This is a genomic window from Sphingomonas sp. Root720 (assembly GCF_001428605.1).
Lineage (GTDB): Bacteria > Pseudomonadota > Alphaproteobacteria > Sphingomonadales > Sphingomonadaceae > Rhizorhabdus.
This window is the reverse complement of sequence record NZ_LMID01000012.1, coordinates 404,921-425,265: the sequence shown is the minus strand read 5'-3', so window position 1 is coordinate 425,265 and position 20,345 is coordinate 404,921. Positions and strand designations below refer to the sequence as shown.

The following is a 20,345-nucleotide window of genomic DNA, read 5'->3' as shown; positions in this document are numbered from 1 at the left end:
CGCACCGGGGAGGAATCAATCAGTGAGCATCATCGTCTTCCCCGCGATCGACCTTAAGGGCGGCCAGGTCGTTCGCCTCGCCGAGGGCGACATGGACCGCGCCACCGTCTATGGCGACGACCCCGCCGACCAGGCGCGCCGCTTCGCCGAGGCGGGGGCCGAATGGCTCCACGTCGTCGATCTCGATGGCGCCTTCGCCGGCCGCGCGGTCAATGCCGAGGCGGTCGAGGCGATCGTCAGGGCCTTTCCGGGCAAGGTCGAGCTGGGCGGCGGCATCCGCGACCGCGCCGGAATCGACCGCTGGCTCGGCCTCGGCGTCGAGCGGGTGATCATCGGCACCGCGGCGCTCCAGAACCCCGATCTGGTCAGGGAAGCGGCGAAGGCGCTGCCCGGCCGGATCGTCGTCGGCGTCGACGCGCGCGACGGCTATGTCGCGACCCATGGCTGGGCCGAGGTCTCGACCGTCGGCGTCACCGACCTCGCCGATCGCTTCGCCGATGCCGGGGTCGCATCGCTGCTGTTCACCGACGTCGGCCGCGACGGCCTGCTCAAGGGCTGCAATGTCGAGGCCACGGTCGCGCTCGCCCGCCATGCCAGCATCCCGGTCATCGCCAGCGGCGGCGTCGCGAGCATCGCCGACATCGAGGCGCTGACCCCGCACGCCGTCGACGGCATCGAGGGCGTGATCACCGGTCGCGCGCTCTATGACGGGCGGCTCGACCTCGCCGAGGCGCTGAAGGTGGCACGGGGATGACCGTCCGGGTCCGCGTCATTCCCTGTCTCGACGTCGCCGGCGGGCGCGTGGTCAAGGGCGTCAACTTCGTCGACCTCGCCGATGCGGGCGATCCGGTCGAACAGGCGCGGGTCTATGACGCGGCCGGCGCGGACGAGCTGTGCTTCCTCGACATCACCGCCAGCCATGAGGGGCGCGGCACGATCCTCGACGTCGTCGCGCGGACGGCGGCGGTGTGCTTCATGCCGCTGACGGTCGGCGGCGGCGTCCGCAGCGCCGACGACGCGCGTGCGCTGCTGCTCGCGGGGGCGGACAAGGTCGCGGTCAACTCGGCGGCGGTGGCGCGGCCCGAGCTCTGCGCCGAGATGGCCGAACGCTTCGGCGCGCAATGCGTGGTCGGCGCGGTCGACGCGCGCAATGTCGGCCCCGGCAGATGGGAAATCTACACCCATGGCGGCCGCAAGCCGACCGGGATCGACGCGGTCGAGCATGCGAAACGCCTCGCCGCGCTGGGCGCGGGCGAGATATTGCTGACCTCGATGGACCGCGACGGCACCCGCGACGGCTACGATCTGGCGCTGACCCGCGCGATCGCCGATGCGGTGCCGGTGCCGGTGATCGCGAGCGGCGGGGTCGGTAATCTCGACCATCTCGTCGAGGGCGTCACCAGCGGCGGGGCCAGCGCGGTGCTCGCCGCCTCGATCTTTCACTTCGGCCAGTACAGCGTGGCCGAGGCGCATGCGGCGCTTCGCGCGGCTGGCCTGCCGGTGCGCACCGGCGCGACGGAAATCACGGGGTCCCGTCGCGGATCATGATGCGAATCATGCGTGCGCTGCAGCATGCATGTTCATGACGGGACCGTTCCGAAGATGTGGTTTGCAGTGCCGGGCCCTCACGGCGCCTGTGGATAAGTCGCAGACCACCGCACGACGAAAACGACTCGCCGCTTGTTAGGATTTTGGCAACCCTAACGGGGTTCCCTGCGCCCGACAGTGATGCCTATCACAGCGTCACGGGACGGGTGGGGAACTACCAGATGATTAAAACGATGCGCGCGATTGTCGGTTCCATGCTGCTTGCAGGCATGACTCTCGCCCCGTCGGCGGCCAATGCGCAGATGATCCAGTGCGCGCCTTTCGCCCGCATGTTCTCCGGCATCCAGCTGTTCGGCGCCGCCGCGTCCTGGTGGAATCAGGCGGTCGGCAAATATCTCCGCGGCGATACCCCGATGGTCGGCGCGGTGATGGTGTTCAAGGCGATCGGCTCGATGCGCTCGGGCCATGTCGCCACCGTCACCCAGGTCGTCAGCGATCGGGTCATCAAGATCACCCACGCCAACTGGTCGATCATCAACGGCCGGCGCGGCCAGGTCGAGCGCGACGTGACCGTCGTCGATGCCTCGCCCAACAACGACTGGAGCCGGGTGAAGGTCTGGTTCGCGCCGATCGGCAAGGTCGGCACCACCGCCTATCCGGTCAACGGCTTCATCTACAAGAAGGCCGGCTCGAGCACCGCCGACGCCGTCGAGACGGTCCAGGGCTGAGCGCTCTGGCGAGCCGGCGGGTTCCGTCGCTCTCCTCCATCCCATGAAGGTCACCGCAGCCAAGGCTGGGGTTTCGGGCGCTGTGCGAAAAGCGCGTTGAGAGGCCAGCCTGCGCTGGCATGAGGGCCTGGGAGAGGGCTCCCCTCCACTCCCTATTTCCAGTCGACGATCGTCCAGTTGCGCCGCTTCGCCTCCGCGCGCAGGCCGGCATGCGGGTTGGCGGCGATCGCCTCGTCGGCCCAGGCGAGCACCGGCACGTCGGAGACATGGTCCGAATAGAAGCGGATGTGGCACTGGCTGCGGTCGAGCTTCTCCAACCCCATCCACGCCTCGATCATGCGGAGCTTGGCGGGGCCGTAGCAATTCTCGCCGTCGACCTTGTGGCTGACATAGTCGTCGATGCCCCGGATCGCACCGGTCGCGACCACGTCGTCCATGCCCAGCTTCGCCGCGATCGGCTCGACCCAGATGCGCGACGAGGCGGTGGCGAGGACGAGGCGGCGGCCGGCGGCGCGATTCTCCGCGAGGCTGTCCAGCGCGCCCGGCAGGATGTTGTGGCGCATCACCTTCTCGGCGAAGCTCTCGGCGATCGGGATCAGCGTGGCGGCCGGGATCCGCCGGCCGATCAGCATCGCCTGGTTGAGCTCCTTGACCCGCTTGCGCTCGATCAGCTTCGCCACATAGGCGAGCATCACCATCGCCGCGAACGGTACGAAGACCAGCCGCCACGGCGCCAGCCGCAGCGCCGCATGGATCATGAAGGGGGTGAAGGTGCCGGTCCGCGTGATCGTGCGGTCCATGTCGTAGATGGCGAGTTCGGTCATCGGGGCGCTCTATAGGCAGGTATCGGGGGCGGGAACAATCGGCCAAGGAACTATCGCGTCGCGCACTCATTCATTTCGGATGCTTGCCGATCCCGCGCTTTTCGATCACCTGTGGGCACGATGACCGCGCCGGCAGACTTTCGCTACGACCAGCATGTGCTGTATTTCAGCGGCGAACTCACGCTCGCGCGGATCGGAGACCTGTCGCGGCGGCTGGAAACGCTGGGCGAAGTGCCCCGGACGATCGACCTGGGCGAGGTCGACCGAATCGACACGGTCGGTGCCTGGCTGGTCCACCGCATCGCCCGCGAGCACCAGGTCGAGGTGGTCGGCGCCGACGAGGATGTCTGCCAGCTGCTCCGGCAGATCGCCGAGGCCGACAAGCCGCTCAAGATCCGCCCCGATTCGAGCCCCCCCTTCGTCCGCGTGATGCGCGAGATCGGGGACGCGACCTCGGTTGCCGGCCATTCGCTGATCGGGTTGGTCGGCTTCTTCGGCGCGGTCCTGGTCGGGCTGTGGGGGCTGGTCACCCACCCGCGCCGGTTCCGCTACAACGCGATGGCGCGCCAGTTCGAGGTGGTCGGGGTCAAGGCGCTGGCGATCATCGGGCTGATGAGCTTCCTGATCGGCATCGTCATCGCCCAGCAGGGCGCGGTCCAGCTGCGCCAGTTCGGGGCCGAGGTGTTCGCGGTCAACCTGATCGGGCGGATCACCCTGCGCGAACTGGGCGTGCTGATGACCGCGATCATGGTCGCCGGCCGCTCGGGCAGCGCTTTCGCCGCGCAGCTCGGCTCGATGAAGCTGGCCGAGGAGGTCGACGCGATGCGGACGATCGGGGTGTCGCCGATGGAGGCGCTGATCCTGCCGCGCATCCTGTCGACCGTGGTGCTGATGCCGCTGCTCGGTTTCTATGCCGCGGTGATCGCGATCATCGGCGGCGGCATCTTCTGCTGGATCGATCTCGATATCCCGCCGATCACCTATGTCCAGCGCATCCGCGAGGTGGTGCCGATGACCGACCTGTGGGTCGGACTGATCAAGGCACCGGTGTTCGGCATGCTGATCGCGCTGTGCGGCTGCTATCAGGGCATGCAGGTCGAGGGCAATGCCGAGCAGGTCGGCCTCAGGACCACCGCCTCGGTCGTCCAGGCGATCTTCCTCGTCATCGTCCTCGACGCGGTGTTCGCGGTGTTCTTCAGCTCGATCGGGTGGATCTGATGGGTATGTTTCTCCTCCGTCCGCCCGCGTCAGGGATGGGCCGCTGATGGCACGGCTCAACACCGCCGATCATGATACAATCATCCACGTCGCCGGGCTGCGCAACGCGTTCGGCGACCAGGTCGTCCATGACGGGCTCGACCTCGATGTGCGGCGCGGGGAGATCATCGGCGTCGTCGGCGGCTCGGGCACCGGCAAGTCGGTGCTGATGCGGTCGATCATCGGCCTGCAGCCGCCCCAGGCCGGCGAGGTCGAAGTGTTCGGCGAATCGATGATCGGCCGCGAGGAATATGAGGCGAAGCAGGTCCGCAGCCGCTGGGGCGTGCTGTTCCAGGGCGGCGCGCTGTTCTCGACCCTGACCGTGGCCGAGAATGTCCAGGTGCCGATTCGCGAATATTATCCCGAGGTCGACGCCCAGCTGCTCGACGAGATCGCCGCCTACAAGGTGGCCATGTCGGGCCTGGCACCCGAGGCCGGGCCAAAATATCCGTCCGAGCTGTCGGGCGGCATGCGCAAGCGCGCCGGACTCGCCCGCGCGCTGGCGCTCGATCCGCAGCTGCTGTTCCTCGACGAGCCGACCGCCGGACTGGACCCGATCGGCGCCGCCGCCTTCGACGAGCTGATCCGCTCGCTGCAGCGGACGCTCGGCCTGACCGTCTTCCTGATCACCCATGATCTCGACACGCTGTACGCGATCTGCGACCGGGTGGCGGTGCTTGCGGACAGGCGCGTGATCGCGGTTGGAACGATCCCGGAACTATTGGCGTTGGACCATCCGTGGATTCAGGAATATTTCAACGGTCCGCGCGGGCGGGCGGCGGCGGATGCCGCCGGGCGCGCTACAGCAGGGGAAGCCGGGAAGTGAGCAACTGATGGAAACCCGGTCGAACCATGTACTGGTGGGCGGCGTCGTGCTGGCCATGCTCGTCGCGCTGCTCGTCTTCATCGTCTGGCTGGCGGGGTTCAACACCGCCAGCAACCAGCGCTACGACATCTTCTTCAAGACGTCGGTCGACGGCCTCGCCAAAGGATCGTCGGTCAACTTTTCGGGCGTGCCGGTCGGCAAGGTCGAGGAGATCAAGCTGCTGCCCGACAGCCCCGAATTCGTCCGCGTCCGCATCGCCATCGACCAGGATTCGCCGATCCTGCAGGGCACCACCGCGACGATCGCCGGCGTCGGCTTCACCGGGGTCAGCCAGATCAACCTCGACGGCGCGGTCACCGGCGCACCGCCGATCGTCGAGCCGGGGCCCTATGGCGTGCCGGTGATCCCGACCAAGCCGGGCGCGCTCGGCGAACTGCTCAACTCGGCGCCCGAGCTGCTCAACCGCATCTCGACCCTGACCGCGCGGCTGACCGAGCTGCTCGACGACAAGAACCAGAAGTCGATCAGCGGCATCCTCGCCAATGTCGAGCGGCTGTCGGGCGACCTCGCCAACCGCGGTCCCGAGATCGCGGCGGCGATCGTCCAGCTCAAGGCGACGATGGAACAGGCGGGCCTCGCCGCCGAGCGTGTCGGCGCCCTCGCCGAGACCACCAATGGCGTGATGGCCAGCGACGTGAAGCCGGCGATGGCCAACCTCAACAAGGCCACCACCTCCGCGCAGCACACGCTCGAATCGCTCGACGCCGCGATCACCGATGCCCGGCCCGGCATCAAGGCCTTCTCGACCCAGACCGTCCCGCAGATCAACCAGCTCGCGCGCAACCTCGCCGAGATGTCGGAGGCGCTCGGCGCCATCTCGACCAAGCTCGACCGGGGCGGCGCGGGCGCCGTGCTCGGCGGGTCGAAGCTGCCCGACTACAAGCCAAGGAACTGACAGCATGTTGCGCCGCTCGCTCATCGCGCTCACCGCCGCCGGCCTGCTGACGGGCTGCATCAGCCTCGGCGGGGATCCGCCCGAACGGCTGATGAGCCTGACCCCGACCGCCAGGATCGCCGCCGGCGCGGGCAAGGTCACCCGCGACACCCAGGCGATCAGCGTCGCGCCGCCCGCGCTGCCCTCGGCGCTGCGCAACCAGCGGATCGCGGTGCAGACCGGGGCGGCCTTCGCCTATCTGCCCAAGGCCGGCTGGGTCGACACCCCCGCCATGCTGTTCCGCTCGGTCCTCGCCGAGACGATCGAGGCGAAGACCGGCCGCTTCGTGCCCGACCAGCGCAATGGCGCGATCACCCCCGACACCCGCCTGGGCGGCACCCTCGCGGCGTTCCAGCTGCTCGGCGGCCAGGGCAAGGTGCTGGTGATCTTCGACGCGACGATCGCGAAGAGCGGCTCCGACGAGATCCGTACGCATCGCTTCGAGGCGACCGTCCCGGTCGCCGGGGAGGACGCCCCCTCGGTCGCGGCGGCGCTCAACGAGGCGGCGAACGGCATCGCCGGCGACGTGGCGGACTGGATCGGGACGAACTGACCGCTCGCCCGTCATGCCAGCGAGGCTGGCATCCATGTCCGTCGTCTCCTTGGATGCCATCGGGCTGATGAGAGACATGGACCCCAGCCTTCGCCGGGGTGACGCTGAAGGGATCTGACGGCGCTTGCGCAAACGCCACCGAAAGTCCCTGCTTTCACCGCCATCACGATCTCGCCTCAGGCGGCTTGCCCCGCAGGCCCCTTCGCGGGCATAAGCCGCGCTCCGCAAACCCGAGGATAGTGTTTCTCCCATGTCCGATCTTCTCACCATCACGCTTCCCGACGGCTCGGTGCGCGAAGTGAAGACGGGCACTACTCCCGGCGAGATCGCCGCCGCGATCGGTCCCGGCCTCGCCAAGGCGGCAATCGCCGCGCGCGTCGACGGCGAACTGCGCGACCTCGGCCGGCCGCTGGAGAAGGATTCGACCCTCGCGCTGGTGACGGCGCGCGACGAGGCCGACGCGCTCGAACTCGCCCGGCACGACTATGCGCACGTACTGGCCGAGGCGGTGCAGAGCCTGTTCCCGGGTACGCAGATCACCTTCGGCCCGTCGACCGACGACGGCTTCTATTACGACTTCGCGGCCCCGCCGGGCCGCGGGCCGTTCACCGACGAGGAGCTTCCCGCGATCGAGGCGGAGATGCGTCGCATCATCGCCGCCGACAAGCCGCTGCGCCGCGAGGAATGGAGCCGCGAGCAGCTCGTCTCGCGCTGGAGGCAGCAGGGTGAGAGCTTCAAGGCCGAATGGGCCGCCGAACTGCCCGGCGACGAGCCGCTGACGGTCTATTGGTCGGGCCTGCCCGGTGCTGACGACTCCTGGCTCGACATGTGCCGCGGGCCCCATCTGCCCTCGACCGGCAAGCTCGACCCGGCGGCGTTCAAGCTGACCCGCGTGTCGGGCGCCTATTGGCGCGGCGACCAGAAGAACGCGATGCTCAGCCGCATCTACGGCACCGGCTGGCTCAACAAGAAGCAGCTCGACGCCCACCTGACCCGGCTCGAGGAAGCCGCCAAGCGCGACCATCGCCGGATCGGCCAGGATATGGACCTGTTCCATCTCCAGTCGGAGGCGCAGGGCTCGGTCTTCTGGCATCCCAAGGGCTTCCGGTTGTGGCGGGTGCTCGAGGCCTATATGCGCCGCCGGCTCGACGCCGCCGGCTATGTCGAGGTGAAGACCCCGCAGCTGATGGACGCGCGCCAGTGGGAGCAGTCGGGCCACTGGGGCAAATATCGCGAGAACATGTTCGTCGTCCCCGACGAGATTCCCAATACCGAGGAGGAGGGACCGGTCCTGACCGGCGAGGGCGACCTTATGGCGCTCAAGCCGATGAACTGCCCGGCGCACATCCTGATCTTCAAGCAGGGGATCAAGAGCTACCGCGACCTGCCGATCCGCATGGCCGAGTTCGGCTGCTGCCACCGCAACGAGCCGCACGGCGCGCTGCACGGCATCATGCGGGTGCGCCAGTTCACCCAGGACGACGCCCATATCTTCGTTCGCGAGGACCAGCTGATCGGCGAGATCAGGGATTTCTGCGACCTGCTCGACGCGGTCTATCGCGATCTCGGTTTCGAGAACTACGCGATCAAGCTGGCGCTGCGCCCCGAGAACCGTTTCGGTTCCGAGGAGATGTGGGACAAGGCCGAGCAGACCCTGCGCGACGCGGTCGCGGCATCGGGCCGCGCGACCGAGGCGTTCGGCTGGGAGGAACTGCCGGGCGAGGGGGCGTTCTACGCGCCGAAGCTCGAATTCCACCTGACCGACGCGATCGGCCGCACCTGGCAGGTCGGCACGATCCAGGCCGACACGGTGCTGCCCGACCGGCTCGACGCTTCCTATGTCGGCGAGGACGGCGAGCGCCATCGGCCGGTGATGCTCCACCGCGCGATCCTCGGCACCTTCGAGCGCTTCATCGGCATATTGATCGAGCATCATGCCGGTCGCTTCCCGCTCTGGCTCGCGCCGGTGCAGGCGGTGGTGGCGACGATCGTCTCCGACGCCGACGGCTATGCCCGCGAGGTCGAGGCGAAGCTGGCGGCGGCGGGCCTGCGCGTCGAGAGCGACCTCCGCAACGAGAAGATCAACTACAAGGTGCGCGAACATTCGCTCGCCAAGGTCCCGGCGCTGCTGGTCGTCGGCAAGCGCGAGGCCGAGGAGGGCACCGTCGCGATCCGCCGGCTGGGCGAACAGGCGCAGACCGTGCTGCCGATCGACGAGGCGATCGCCGCGCTGCTGGCGGAGGCGACCCCGCCCGACCTGCGGCGCGCTTGAGCCGTCCACGCGGGAGCGGGGAGGAAGAGGCATGGTCGAATCGAGCCGTCGTGACTGCTTGATCAGCGGCCTTGCCTTCGCCACCCTCGCCGCGGCGCCGGCCCTCGCCGCACGGGAGGACGAGAATATGTACGGACTGATCGGACGGATGATCGCCCAGCCGGGCCAGCGCGACGCCCTGATCGCGATTCTGCTGGAGGGCACCGACTCGATGCCGGGCTGCCTCAGCTATGTCGTCGCCAGGGACGCGAAGGACGAGAACGCCATCTGGGTGACCGAGGTGTGGGACAGCAAGGACAGCCATGCCGGCTCGCTCGCGCTGCCCGCCGTCCGCGCCGCGATCGCGAAGGGAAAGCCGCTGATCGCGGGCTTCGACGCGTATAACGAGACGGTTCCGATGGGGGGCGTCGGCATCCGCTGACGCATGCCGGACACAGGCCGCGACAAAGCTTCGTTGCCCGTTTGCCGCCATCTTCCAAATTGCCGCGTTAAGGCTTATATCGCGCCCCTCAGACCACCATAGGAGATATTGCTATACGTCCCCCGATGATGCGCCGCCCCCTGGGGCAGCCGCCCATGCCGCTCAATGGCCCGCGCTATAACGAGTTCATCCAGTCGCCCAAGGTGCGGGTGATCGATGAAGAGGGCGAGAATCTGGGCGTGATGTATACGCGCGAGGCGATGGAGCAGGCCCAGTCGGTCGGGCTCGACCTGGTCGAGGTGTCGCCCAACGCCGATCCGCCGGTGTGCAAGTTCCTCGATGTCGGCAAGTTCAAGTACGAGGCCCAGAAAAAGGCCAATCTTGCCCGGAAGTCGCAGAAGACGCAGGAGATCAAGGAGATCAAGATGCGTCCGAACATCGACGACCACGACTATGAAACCAAGATGAAGAAGATCCACGAGTTCATCGACGAGGGCGACAAGGTGAAGGTCACCCTGCGCTTCCGCGGTCGTGAGCTCGCGCATGGCCAGCTGGGCATGCAGGTCCTTCAGCGCGTCCAGGCCGACATGGTCGAGACCGCCAAGGTCGAGCAGTTCCCGCGCATGGAAGGCCGCCAGATGCTGATGGTGATCGCGCCGAAGTAATTCGGCCGTTCGTCGATTGTCCGTCGCCATTTCCCCTTGCTCGCATGCGTCATCCCGGCGGAGGCCGGAATCTCATGAGAGGGGAGAAGAGCGGGCCGCAAGAACCTCCCGAGATCCCGGCCTCCGCCGGGATGACGGTTTTCACCGCCGCGCCAGCCGTCCGTCGGCCCAGCGCAGCGCATGGCCCAGCGCCAGGAACAGCAGCCCGATCCCCGCGACATTCGCGAGCACCGCGGGATAGCCCAGCTTGCCGACGTCCATGAACGGATAGGGATACCAGCCGCCAACCGCGCCATGGACGAGCGTCCACAGCGCATAGCCGAGCGGGTAGAGCAGCCAGCGCAGCGGTGCCGTGCGGTCGATCGCCCCATGTGGCGCGAAGGCCAGCCAGCAAGCGGTCCACGCCGCCGGGACGATCTGGTGCACGAGGGTGTTGGCCCACCAGCCGATCGCGCCGGGCAGCACCACGTCGCGTAGCAGCAGATGGTAGATCAGCGCGACGACGAGGATGTCGAGCGTCACCATCGTCCGCCACGCCGGCCGCCCGGCCGGCGCCGCGAGCCTTTCGCCGCCCAGTGCGATGGCGAAGGCGCTCGCCGCGACCAGTATGTTGGTCAGGATGGTGAAATAGCTGAGGAAGCGGATGCTGCGCACCGCCACCTCGCCGGCGTGGCCGAGCACCACGACATAATGGAGCACGACCCCGGTCGCGGCGAACAGCGCCACGGCGCCATGGGCGGCGCGCCGGATGCTTCCGCCCGTCATGCGTCGGCGGGCGGCTCCCACAGCTCGATCGCATGGCCTTCGGGATCATGGATGCGGGCGAAGCGGCCGGTTTCGGGCGAATCCCATTCGGCACGCGTCTCGACGGCGATGCCGGCGTCGCGCAGCTTCGCGGTCAGCGCATCGAGACCCGCCACGCGCAGGTTGAGCATGAATTGCTTGTCGGCGGGAAAATAGTCGGTCGCCGCCTTGAACGGCTGGAACACCACCGGTCCGCCGCCGGTCGTCCAGAACCAGGGCGACGCCTCGCCCGTCCCTTCGGCGGCGCAGCCCGCGCCGACGCCGAGATGGTCCCGGTACCAGGCGGCCAGCCCCTCGGGGTCCGCCGCGCGAAAGAAGAAGCCGCCGAAGCCGAGCACGCCCATGATCCGTCCTCCTTGCACGGCGATCATGAACGTTCGGCGACGCGATGGCGAGCCCGGAATCGCGGGCTCGAGACGCGATGCTACCCGGTCATGCGGGTGCCGACTTGCGGATCAGGTAGCGATAGACGCCGATCAGGTTGATCACGAGCAGGACGATGTTCTGCGTACCGATCCCTTCGGCATCGGGTTTCAGGAAACCCCAGCCGATCAGCGTGATCGATGAGGTCACGAAGATCACGAAGCCGAAGCCGGTCCAGCGGCGGCCGAGGTCGAGCGAGACGATCAGTGCGGCGATCGCGCCTGCGACGGCGCCATACCATTGAAGCGCGGCAGTCAGCATCCAGAAAGCATTCCCTTGTCAAAGCCCCGCCCTTGGGGTTCAACCGCCATGTTGCGGGTACGTTCCGGAGCAAGCTGGACGGGGTGCCATGGAAGGCCGGCCGATCTTCTACGATGCCTCGGGACGGCGGCGCCGCCGCTTCGCCCTGGCGATCGCGGCCTTCGCGCTGCTGCTGCTGCTGTCGGCCGCCGCCTTCTTCGGGTCGATCGTCAGGGTCACGCCGCAGCCGCCCCTGCCCTTCGAGGTCGAACGGCCCGCCATCGGCCCGCTCCGCGCCGCCGACCATTCGCTGGTCGGCACCAGCGCCCGCAAGGTCCGCCACATGTGGCGCGACTTCCGCCACCTGCTGGCGAACGGCCGTCCGGCGCGCGGCGCGGCACCGACCGCCTATGCCTTCCACGCGCCGTGGGATGACGCCTCGGCCGCCTCGCTGGCGCGCCATGTCGACGACATCGACTGGCTGATCCCCGGCTGGATCTCGATCACCGGGCCCGACCATAAGGTCACCAGCTTCGCCGATGCGCGCGGGAAGGCGATCATCAGCCATGCCCGCCATCGGCCCAGGCTGATGCCGATGATCCAGAACGCGCTGGAGGGTAGCTGGGACGGCCCCGGCATCGCCGCGTTGCTCCGGGACCCGAAGGCGCGCGGCGCGACGCTCGACCGGGTCGCCACGCTGTTGGCCGAGAACCAGGCAAGCGGGGTCTTCTTCGATTTCGAGGAACTGCCCGCCGACGCCCACCCCGCCTATCGCGCCTTCCTGGCCGAGGCGCGCCGGCGCCTGCCCGGCATGCAGATCGCGATCGCCGTGCCGGTCGCCGACGACGCCTGGGACCTGAAGGCCTATGCGCGGGTCGCCGACAAGCTGTTCCTGATGGCCTATGACGAGCATTCGGAGCCCGGCGATCCGGGGCCGATCGCCTCGCGCCCCTGGTTCGCCGATTCGGTCGCGCGGGCGATACGGGGGCTGCCGTCCGACCGGGTCGTGGTGGCGCTCGGTTCCTATGCCTATGACTGGGAGACGGGCGGCGACACCATCGCCCATTCGGTCGAGGATGTCTGGCTGGCCGCCAAAGAGAGCGGAGTCGTGCCGCGCTTCGATCCGGCCAGCGGCAACAGCAGCTTCTCCTATCTCGAAGGCGGGGTGCGCCACGACATCTGGTTGCTCGACGCCGCGGCGATGCACGGCCAGATCGCGGCGCTGCGCTCGCTCGGTCTCAACCAGGTCGGGCTGTGGCGGCTGGGGACCGAGGATCCGTCGATCTGGACGATGTTCGGGCGCCGGTCGGGCGGGGGGCGCCGCCCGCCCTCCGCGCAGGCGATCGAGCAGATTCCGGCCGGCAACACCGTCGATATCGAGGGGTCGGGCGAGATATTGCGAATCGGTGCAGTGCCGGTACCGGGCCACCGCACCGTCGCCACCGACCGCAGCGGCACGATCACCGCCGTCCGCTTCGACCGGCTGCCGACCCCCTATCAGATCCAGCGCACCGGCTATCGTCCGAAGCTCGTCGCGCTCACCTTCGACGACGGCCCCGATCCGGTCTGGACGCCCAGGATCCTCGACATCCTCAAGGCGGAGAAGGTCTCCGCGACCTTCTTCATCGTCGGCGAGAACGCGCTGACCCAGCGGTCGCTGCTCGAACGGCTGGTCGCCGAGGGGCATGAGGTGGGTAGCCATACCTATACCCACCCCAATCTCGCCCAGGCGACCGCCGCGCAGACCGCGCTTGAGCTCAATGCCAACCAGCGGCTGTTCCAGGCCTATACCGGCCGTTCGCTGCGGCTGTTCCGTGCGCCCTATTTCGGCGACGCCGAGCCGACCACCGCCGACGAGATCGTGCCGGTCGAGGAGGCGCAGCGGCGTGGCTATCTGTCGGTCGGCCTCCATGTCGACCCCGACGACTGGAAGCGGCCCGGCGTCGACGAGATCGTCCAGCGGACGATCGACGGGGTCGAGAACGGCAGCGAGGAATTTTCGGGCAACATCGTCCTGCTTCACGATTCGGGCGGGGACCGGGCGCAGACCGTCGCCGCGCTGCCGGTGATCATCCGCGAGTTGCGCGCGCGGGGCTATCGGCTGGTGCCGGTATCGGCGCTGGCGGGCTTGGCGCCGGCCACGGTCAACCCGCCGATCTCGAAGGGCGACCGGCTCGCAGCCGAGACCGACCTGGCGCTGTTCAGCACCCTCGGCTGGATCACCATCGCGATCAAATGGCTGTTCATCGTCGCGATCAGCCTGGGCATCGCCCGCGCGATCCTGCTGTCGGGCCTCGCCCTCGTCCAGGCGCGGCGCGAGGCGCGCACCGTCTTCCCCCCGATCGACCCCGACCGCTTCGTCACCGTGCTGATCCCCGCCTATAACGAGGAGCGGGTGATCGAGCGTTCGGTCCGGCGCGTGCTCGACAGCCGCGACGTCAGGGTCGAGGTGATCGTCATCGACGACGGATCGAAGGACCGGACCAGCGCGATCGTCGCGGAAACCTTTGCCGACGAGCCGCGGGTCCGGCTGCTGACCCTGGAAAATGGCGGCAAGGCCCGTGCGCTCAATCGCGGGCTCGATCTGGTGCAGGGCGACATCGTCATCGCGCTCGACGCCGACACCCAGTTCGAGCCGGCGACGATCGCGCGGCTCGCCCGCTGGTTCGACGACCCGGCGCTCGGCGCGGTCGCTGGCAACGCCAAGGTCGGCAACCGGGTCAACCTCGTCACCCGCTGGCAGGCGCTCGAATATATCACCGCGCAGAATCTGGAACGGCGCGCGCTCGCCCGGCTCGACGCGATGACGGTGGTGCCCGGCGCGGTCGGCGCCTGGCGGCTGGCCGCGATCCGCGCGGTCGGCGGCTATCCGCCCGACACCCTCGCCGAGGACCAGGACCTGACGATCGCGATCCAGCGCGCCGGCTGGAAGGTCGACTACGACCAATATGCCGTCGCCTGGACCGAGGCGCCCGAAAGCGTCCGCGCGCTCGCCAAGCAGCGCTTCCGCTGGGCCTTCGGCACCCTCCAGTGCCTGTGGAAGCACCGCCGGGTGATGGCGAGCGGCCAGCCGCGCGGCCTCGCCCGCATCGGCCTGCCGCAGGCAGTGCTGTTCCAGATCCTGCTCGCCGCGATCTCGCCGGTGATCGACCTGGCGCTGATCGTCAGCCTCGTCGCGACCTGGTTCGAGGTGCAGGCGCATGGCTGGGCGCAGAGCAGCACCGACATCGACCGGATGCTGGCCTATTGGCTGATCTTCACCGCGATCGACCTGCTCGCCGCCTTCATCGCCTTCGCGCTCGAACGGCGCGAGAAATGGCGGCTGCTGTGGCTGCTGATCCCGCAGCGGATCGGCTATCGCCAGATCATGTATTATGTCGTGCTGAAGGCGCTGGCGCAGGCACTGCGCGGACCCCGGGTCGGCTGGGGCAAGCTCGAACGTTCGGGACGGGTGGCGGCGGGCTGAACCGGGGCGTAGCATCGACGTCGAACAGGAGAGGAGACAAGGCCATGGACACTTCCGATACGCGCAAGCTCCGCGAGACGCTCGACCTACTCGGGATCAGGGCGCAGGCGACCGCCGCCGGGATGGTTCAGCTGATGCTCGAGCTTCACCGCGCCGGCGTGCTCGACGATGCCGCGGTCGACCGGATCAAGGATGCGATCTGCGGCGACCTGATGCTGTCCTGCCCGCAGGCGATCGATCGCCGCGAATATGAAGGCTCGCTCCGCCGCCGGCTCGACGCTTTGTTCGCCGGCCACGAGCCGGTCGGCCAAAAGATGCCGGCCTTCGGCGAAAAGGGCGGATAAGCGGGCGATGGCGATGGGGGATGGGGCGGCAGTCGCCCGGCCATGATCGAACGTCGTCCCGGCCTGTTCATCGCGGCGCTGTGCGTCCTGCTCGCCTTCCTCCAGCTCGGGGCGTTTCGCTGGGGGGTGATCACCCCCGACAGCGTCGTCCAGTACGGCCAGGCGGTCAGCGGGATCTATGACGACTGGCATCCGCCGGTCACCGCCTGGATCTGGCGCCAGCTCCTCCGTGTCGCGCCGGGCGGGGCAGGCTTCCTGTTGCTCGACGTCGCGCTCTACTGGGGCGCCACCGGGTTGCTCGCGGAGCTGCTGCGGCGGCGCCACGGCTGGGGCGCGGCGGCGCTGCCGGTCCTGGTCGCGCTGGCGCCGATCCCGTTCGGACAGGTTGGCGCGGTCCTCAAGGATCCGCTGATGGCCTGCCTGCTGCTGATGGCGGCGGTGCTGCTCGCCTGGCGCGAGCAGGGGGCACGCCTGGCCGGATGGATCGCGCTGCCGCTGATCCTGCTGGCGGGCGCGATCCGGATCAACGGGCTGTTCGCCGCTCTGCCGCTGCTGATGCTGGCGGCGCCGGCCGGCTGGCTGCGCCGTCCCATGACTTTTGTAGCGACCGCTACAGGCGCGCTGCTGTTGCTGCTGGCGGCGAGCTGGACGCTCAACAAGGCGATGCTGCGGCCGCATCATGCGCGGCCGATCCTGTCGCTGGTCAATTTCGACCTGGCGGGGATCGTCGCCGAGGGCGGGCCGAGCGGCTATCCCGGCATGGACCCGGCGCGCATCCGGGCGCTGACCCGCCACTGCTACGACCCGCGCCTCTACGGCGCTCGCGACGAGGATGTCTGCGCTGCCGCCGAGGACGGGCTGGAGGCCCATGCCCGGCGCAGCGGCGACAGCCCGGTCGGCATCTGGCTCAACGCGATCATCGCCGCGCCCGACGCCTGGGCGCGCCACCGCCTCGCCCATCTCAACTGGAACTGGCGGCTCGCGGTGCCGGCGGTGCCCGACGACGCGGTCTACATGATGAGCGCCGCCAACGGCTACGGGCTGGAGTTCACCCCCGACACCGGCACCCGCATCGTCGTCGGCGCGGCGCGGGCTATGGCCGTCTCGCCGCTCGGCCGCCCGGCGAGCTGGCTCGCGGTCGCCGTCGGATTGCTGATCGTGGCATCGGGGCTGCGGCAGCGCCGGATCGTCGTCGCGCTGGCGGTCTCGGCGCTGGCCTATGGCGGCGCCTATGCGCTGGTCAGCGTCGCTCCCGACCTGCGCTACAATCTCTGGACGATGCTGGCGGCGATGGCCGGCCTCTGCTTCGTGCTCGCCGAGCGGCCCGCCTTGCCCCGGTGGCGCTGGGCGCTGGCGGTCGCGCCGCTGGTCGCGGTGACGGCGATCGAGCTGGCGGCGCTGTAGGTCCTGACCGGGACTGGAGCGGTTTCGAGGCAGATGGAAACATCTGCCGCCGCAGAAATCGTGGCAAAACAACACGTTATGGCAGACGATCTGATGCAATCAGATCAGCTGCTCTAGCGGCCCAGCAACGCCCGCAGCCCCGCGCGATGGTCGGGATGGCGCGGCGTCCAGCCGAGCAGCCGCTTCGCCCGACCGTTCGCGACCCGGCGATTCTCGCCGTAGAAGGCGCGCGCGGCGGCCGACAGCCCGGCCTCCTCCAGCGGCAGCAATGGCGGCGGCGCCACGCCGAGCAGCTCGCATGCCGCCTCGATCACCGCATTCTGGCTCGCCGGCCGGTCGTCGGCGAGGTTGAAGACTCCCGCCGGGCCGCGATCGACGCTGGCGAGCACCCCGCCGACGATGTCGTCGACATGCACCCGGCTGAACACCTGCCCGGGCAGGTCGATCCGATGTGCCTGTCCGCCGCGCACCCGATCGAGCGGCGAGCGGCCGGGACCGTAGATTCCGGGCAGCCGGAAGACGCGGACCGCGGGGTGCAGCGCCTGCCAGGCCAGGTCGGCGGCGGCGCGCGCGGTGCGGCGGCCGGTGCCGATCGGCGATCCCTCGTCGACCCAGGCGCCGCCGGTGTCGCCATAGACCCCCGAGGAGGAGAGATAGCCGATCCAGCGGGCGCCCGACTCGGCGATCGCCCGTCCATGGCGCGCCAGCACGGGATCGCCGTCGCCGTCGGGCGGGACCGAGGACAGGATGTGGGTCGCCCGGCCGATCGCGGCGGCGACGCCCGCCTCGTCCGCAATCGCCGCACGGCCGATCGTTTCGACCACGAATTCCCGGTCTTGCGCCGCGATCATGATGTGCGATGCTGTATAGCCGGGGCCGAAGACCAGAAGACGTGCCATCCGGCCGGTTTAACCGGCTTCGCGGCCGCAGCCAGCATTGTTTCTGACCAGCGAGAGGACTAGATCGAGGCCATGCTCGACGCTCAATCCGCCGCCGCCAATCCGCCCGTCATCCGCCGCGAGGACTATCGCAGGCCCGACTGGCTGATGCCCGACGTCCATCTCGAATTCCTGCTCGATCCGGCGAGGACGCAGGTGACCGGCCGGCTCGACGTCACCCGCAACGGCAGCCACAACCGGCCGCTGCGCCTCCACGGCGACGGGCTGGTCCCGCTGCAGGTGCTGATCGACGGCGAGACGCAGGCCGATTCCTGGCGGATGGACGGGCCGGACCTGCTGATCGACCTGCCGGGCGACGCGCACCGGATCGAGACGCGGGTCGAGATCTCGCCCGAGGCCAATTCGCAGCTGATGGGGCTCTACGCGTCGGGCGGCAACCTGTGCACCCAGTGCGAGCCCGAGGGCTTCCGCCGGATGATGTTCTTCATCGACCGGCCCGATGTGCTGAGCCGCTACACGGTGCGGATGGAAGCCGACAAGGCGCGCTTCCCGGTGCTGTTGTCGAACGGCGACAAGACCGCGAGCGGCGAGCTCGACGGCGGCCGCCACTTCGCCGAATGGACCGATCCCTTTCCGAAGCCGAGCTACCTGTTCGCGCTGGTCGCCGCCAACCTTGCCGCCAATGTCGACAGCTTCACGACCAAGAGCGGCCGTCCGGTGAAGCTGGCGATCTGGGTGGTGGAGAAGGACCTGCCCAAGACCGAGCATGCGATGGCGGCGCTCAAGGCGTCGATGGCATGGGACGAGAAGGTCTACGGCCTCGAATATGACCTGGGCGAGTTCAACATCGTCGCGGTGGCCGACTTCAACTTCGGCGCGATGGAGAACAAGAGCCTCAACATCTTCAACTCGCGCTACATCCTGGCCGATCCGGAGACCGCGACCGACATCGACTATGACGGCGTCGCGGGCGTGGTCGCGCATGAGTATTTCCACAACTGGTCGGGCAACCGGGTCACCTGCCGCGACTGGTTCCAGCTGTCGCTGAAGGAGGGCTTCACCGTCTTCCGCGACCAGAGCTTCACCGCCGACCAGGGATCGGCCGCGGTCAAGCGGATCGAGGACGTCCGGCTGCTGCGCGCCGCGCAGTTTCCCGAGGACGCCGGGCCGCTGGCGCATCCGATCCGTCCCGAAAGCTATATGGAGGTGTCGAACTTCTACACCGCCACCGTCTACAACAAGGGCGCGGAGATCGTCCGCATGCTCCACACCATGTTGGGGCCGCAGAAATTCCGCGCCGGCTGCGATCTCTACTTCGCCCGCCACGACGGCACCGCCGCGACCTGCGAGGATTTCGTGCTGGCGATGGAGGAGGCGAGCGGCGCCGACCTGGCGCAGTTCCGCCTGTGGTATTCGCAGGCGGGCACCCCGCGCGTCCGCGCCGCGCTGAGCCACGAGCCGGCGGGCGGCCGCGCGCTGCTCACCCTCGAGCAGACGGTGCCGCCGACCCCGGGCCAGCCCGAGAAGCAGCCGATGCCGATCCCGCTCAAGATATCGCTGTTCGGCGAGCTGTCGGCCAAGCCGCTCGAGAGCGAGCGGCTGGTGGTGCTCGACAGCGAGCGGTGCGAGATCCTGTTCGAAGGCATCGCCGAACGCCCGGTGCTGTCGATCAACCGCGGCTTCTCGGCTCCCGTCGTCATCGATTCGGACCGCTCGGTCGCCGACCTCGCCTTCCTGTCCGCGCATGACGACGATCCCTTCGCCCGCTACGAGGCGATGCAGCAGCTGATGGTCGACACGCTGGTCGGCGCAGTCGCGACCGGCCAGGCCGACCATGGCCCGGTGATCGAGGCGGTGCGCAACACGCTGACCGATCCCCGGCTCGATTCGGCCTTCATCGGCGAGACGATGCTGCTGCCGTCCGAAGCCTTCATCGGCGACCAGATGACGGTGGTCGACCCGGTCGCGATCCACCGCGCCCGCGAGGCGCTGCGCCGCGATCTGGGCCGGGATCTCGAGGATGAGTGGCGCGACGCCTATGAGCGGAGCAAGGCCAACCGCTTCGAACTGTCCCCGCAGGCGAAGGGCGCGCGGCGGCTGCGCACGATCGCGCTGGGCTTCATCATGGCGAGCGGCGCCGACGATGCCGCCGGGATCGCGCTGCGCCAGTTCAGCGCGGCCGACAACATGACCGACCGTCAGGGCGCCTTCGGCGTGCTGGCGAACAGCATGGCGGCCGAGCGCGACGTGGCGATCGCGGCCTTTTACGACCGCTTCCGCGACAATGGCCTCGTGCTCGACAAATGGTTCTCGACCCAGGCCTTCTCGATCCGGCCCGACACGCTCGACCGGGTCGAGGAACTGGCGCGTCACCCCGACTTCACGATCGGCAACCCCAACCGGCTGCGCTCGCTGGTCGGCGCGATGTCGGGCAACCAGCTGATCTTCCACGAGGCGGGCGGGCGCGGCTACCGCTTCCTCGCCGACATGCTGCTGAAGGTCGACGGCCTCAACCCGCAGACCGCCGCCAAGCTCGTGCCCCCGCTCGGCCGCTGGCGCCGCTTCGACGAACCCCGCGCGGCGCTGATGAAGGCGCAGCTGCAGCGGATGCTCGATACGCCGGGCCTGTCGAAGGACGTGTTCGAGCAGGTGTCGAAGAGCCTGGCATAGGCTCGTG

General features: G+C 68.8%; 19 protein-coding genes. 14 read left to right on the top strand and 5 right to left on the bottom strand.

What is annotated here, in order from left to right:
- Nucleotides 1-22 precede the first annotated feature (22 nt).
- From hisA to ASE22_RS17105, 3 genes are all read left to right on the top strand, one after another.
- Complete coding sequence (gene hisA / locus ASE22_RS17115; RefSeq protein ID WP_056362281.1) at nt 23-754, top strand: 1-(5-phosphoribosyl)-5-[(5-phosphoribosylamino)methylideneamino]imidazole-4-carboxamide isomerase; 732 nt, start codon at nt 23-25, stop codon at nt 752-754.
- Entirely contained in the window at nt 751-1,548 is a 798-nt protein-coding gene (gene hisF, locus ASE22_RS17110) for an imidazole glycerol phosphate synthase subunit HisF (protein ID WP_056362278.1), read from the top strand. The genes hisA and hisF overlap by 4 nt, the downstream gene beginning before the upstream one ends.
- A gap of 269 nt (nt 1,549-1,817) precedes the next feature.
- On the top strand, nt 1,818-2,276 hold the full coding sequence (locus ASE22_RS17105; protein ID WP_235537381.1) for a CHAP domain-containing protein: 459 nt from the start codon (nt 1,818-1,820) through the stop codon (nt 2,274-2,276).
- Between the two features lie 152 nt (nt 2,277-2,428).
- Here the strand turns inward: ASE22_RS17105 and ASE22_RS17100 are convergent, their stop codons facing one another.
- Nucleotides 2,429-3,100 carry an HAD family hydrolase gene (locus ASE22_RS17100; RefSeq protein WP_056362272.1) on the bottom strand — a complete coding sequence of 224 codons (672 nt, stop codon included), beginning with the start codon at nt 3,098-3,100 and terminating at the stop codon, nt 2,429-2,431.
- 120 nt (nt 3,101-3,220) lie between these two features.
- Here ASE22_RS17100 and ASE22_RS17095 point away from each other — a divergent pair, with 120 nt between their 5' ends.
- The 7 genes from ASE22_RS17095 to infC all read left to right on the top strand — a co-directional run bounded on the left by ASE22_RS17095 (nt 3,221) and on the right by infC (nt 10,088).
- Nucleotides 3,221-4,318: an ABC transporter permease gene (locus tag ASE22_RS17095; RefSeq protein WP_056362269.1), complete on the top strand. Its 1,098-nt coding sequence runs from the start codon at nt 3,221-3,223 to the stop codon at nt 4,316-4,318.
- Between the two features lie 46 nt (nt 4,319-4,364).
- Complete coding sequence (locus ASE22_RS17090) at nt 4,365-5,183, top strand: ABC transporter ATP-binding protein (protein ID WP_056362266.1); 819 nt, start codon at nt 4,365-4,367, stop codon at nt 5,181-5,183.
- A 7-nt stretch (nt 5,184-5,190) separates the two neighbouring features.
- Nucleotides 5,191-6,138: an MlaD family protein gene (locus ASE22_RS17085; RefSeq protein ID WP_056362584.1), complete on the top strand. Its 948-nt coding sequence runs from the start codon at nt 5,191-5,193 to the stop codon at nt 6,136-6,138.
- A 4-nt stretch (nt 6,139-6,142) separates the two neighbouring features.
- Nucleotides 6,143-6,730 carry an ABC-type transport auxiliary lipoprotein family protein gene (locus ASE22_RS17080; protein ID WP_056362263.1) on the top strand — a complete coding sequence of 196 codons (588 nt, stop codon included), beginning with the start codon at nt 6,143-6,145 and terminating at the stop codon, nt 6,728-6,730.
- Between the two features lie 250 nt (nt 6,731-6,980).
- On the top strand, nt 6,981-9,002 hold the full coding sequence (gene thrS / locus ASE22_RS17075; RefSeq protein ID WP_056362260.1) for a threonine--tRNA ligase: 2,022 nt from the start codon (nt 6,981-6,983) through the stop codon (nt 9,000-9,002).
- A 31-nt stretch (nt 9,003-9,033) separates the two neighbouring features.
- Nucleotides 9,034-9,423 carry a putative quinol monooxygenase gene (locus tag ASE22_RS17070; protein WP_156397165.1) on the top strand — a complete coding sequence of 130 codons (390 nt, stop codon included), beginning with the start codon at nt 9,034-9,036 and terminating at the stop codon, nt 9,421-9,423.
- A gap of 125 nt (nt 9,424-9,548) precedes the next feature.
- Complete coding sequence (infC, locus tag ASE22_RS17065) at nt 9,549-10,088, top strand: translation initiation factor IF-3 (RefSeq protein WP_056362258.1); 540 nt, start codon at nt 9,549-9,551, stop codon at nt 10,086-10,088.
- 141 nt (nt 10,089-10,229) lie between these two features.
- On the opposite strand, the gene ASE22_RS17060 is transcribed toward infC, so the two are convergent.
- The 3 genes from ASE22_RS17060 to ASE22_RS17050 all read right to left on the bottom strand — a co-directional run bounded on the left by ASE22_RS17060 (nt 10,230) and on the right by ASE22_RS17050 (nt 11,576).
- Nucleotides 10,230-10,853: a Pr6Pr family membrane protein gene (locus tag ASE22_RS17060; RefSeq protein WP_056362255.1), complete on the bottom strand. Its 624-nt coding sequence runs from the start codon at nt 10,851-10,853 to the stop codon at nt 10,230-10,232.
- Nucleotides 10,850-11,263, bottom strand: a complete 414-nt coding sequence (locus ASE22_RS17055) for a VOC family protein (protein WP_414894314.1) — start codon at nt 11,261-11,263, stop codon at nt 10,850-10,852. Before ASE22_RS17055 ends, ASE22_RS17060 begins: the two co-directional genes overlap by 4 nt.
- Before the next feature lie 61 nt (nt 11,264-11,324).
- Complete coding sequence (locus tag ASE22_RS17050; RefSeq protein WP_056362253.1) at nt 11,325-11,576, bottom strand: hypothetical protein; 252 nt, start codon at nt 11,574-11,576, stop codon at nt 11,325-11,327.
- A gap of 88 nt (nt 11,577-11,664) precedes the next feature.
- Here ASE22_RS17050 and ASE22_RS17045 point away from each other — a divergent pair, with 88 nt between their 5' ends.
- Genes ASE22_RS17045 through ASE22_RS17035 form a run of 3 tightly spaced genes read left to right on the top strand, consistent with a single transcriptional unit; the run spans nt 11,665 to nt 16,769 of the window.
- On the top strand, nt 11,665-15,021 hold the full coding sequence (locus tag ASE22_RS17045; RefSeq protein WP_056362250.1) for a polysaccharide deacetylase family protein: 3,357 nt from the start codon (nt 11,665-11,667) through the stop codon (nt 15,019-15,021).
- Nucleotides 15,022-15,065: 44 nt separating this feature from the next.
- Nucleotides 15,066-15,365 (top strand): hypothetical protein, encoded by a 300-nt coding sequence (locus ASE22_RS17040; RefSeq protein WP_056362248.1) that lies wholly within the window; start codon nt 15,066-15,068, stop codon nt 15,363-15,365.
- 42 nt (nt 15,366-15,407) lie between these two features.
- On the top strand, nt 15,408-16,769 hold the full coding sequence (locus tag ASE22_RS17035; protein WP_056362246.1) for a hypothetical protein: 1,362 nt from the start codon (nt 15,408-15,410) through the stop codon (nt 16,767-16,769).
- Nucleotides 16,770-16,882: 113 nt separating this feature from the next.
- On the opposite strand, the gene ASE22_RS17030 is transcribed toward ASE22_RS17035, so the two are convergent.
- Nucleotides 16,883-17,668: an NAD(P)-dependent oxidoreductase gene (locus ASE22_RS17030; RefSeq protein WP_056362244.1), complete on the bottom strand. Its 786-nt coding sequence runs from the start codon at nt 17,666-17,668 to the stop codon at nt 16,883-16,885.
- Between the two features lie 72 nt (nt 17,669-17,740).
- Here ASE22_RS17030 and pepN point away from each other — a divergent pair, with 72 nt between their 5' ends.
- A complete protein-coding gene (gene pepN / locus ASE22_RS17025; protein ID WP_056362241.1) occupies nt 17,741-20,338 on the top strand; it encodes an aminopeptidase N in 2,598 nt (865 codons plus the stop codon).
- Nucleotides 20,339-20,345: the final 7 nt, after the last annotated feature.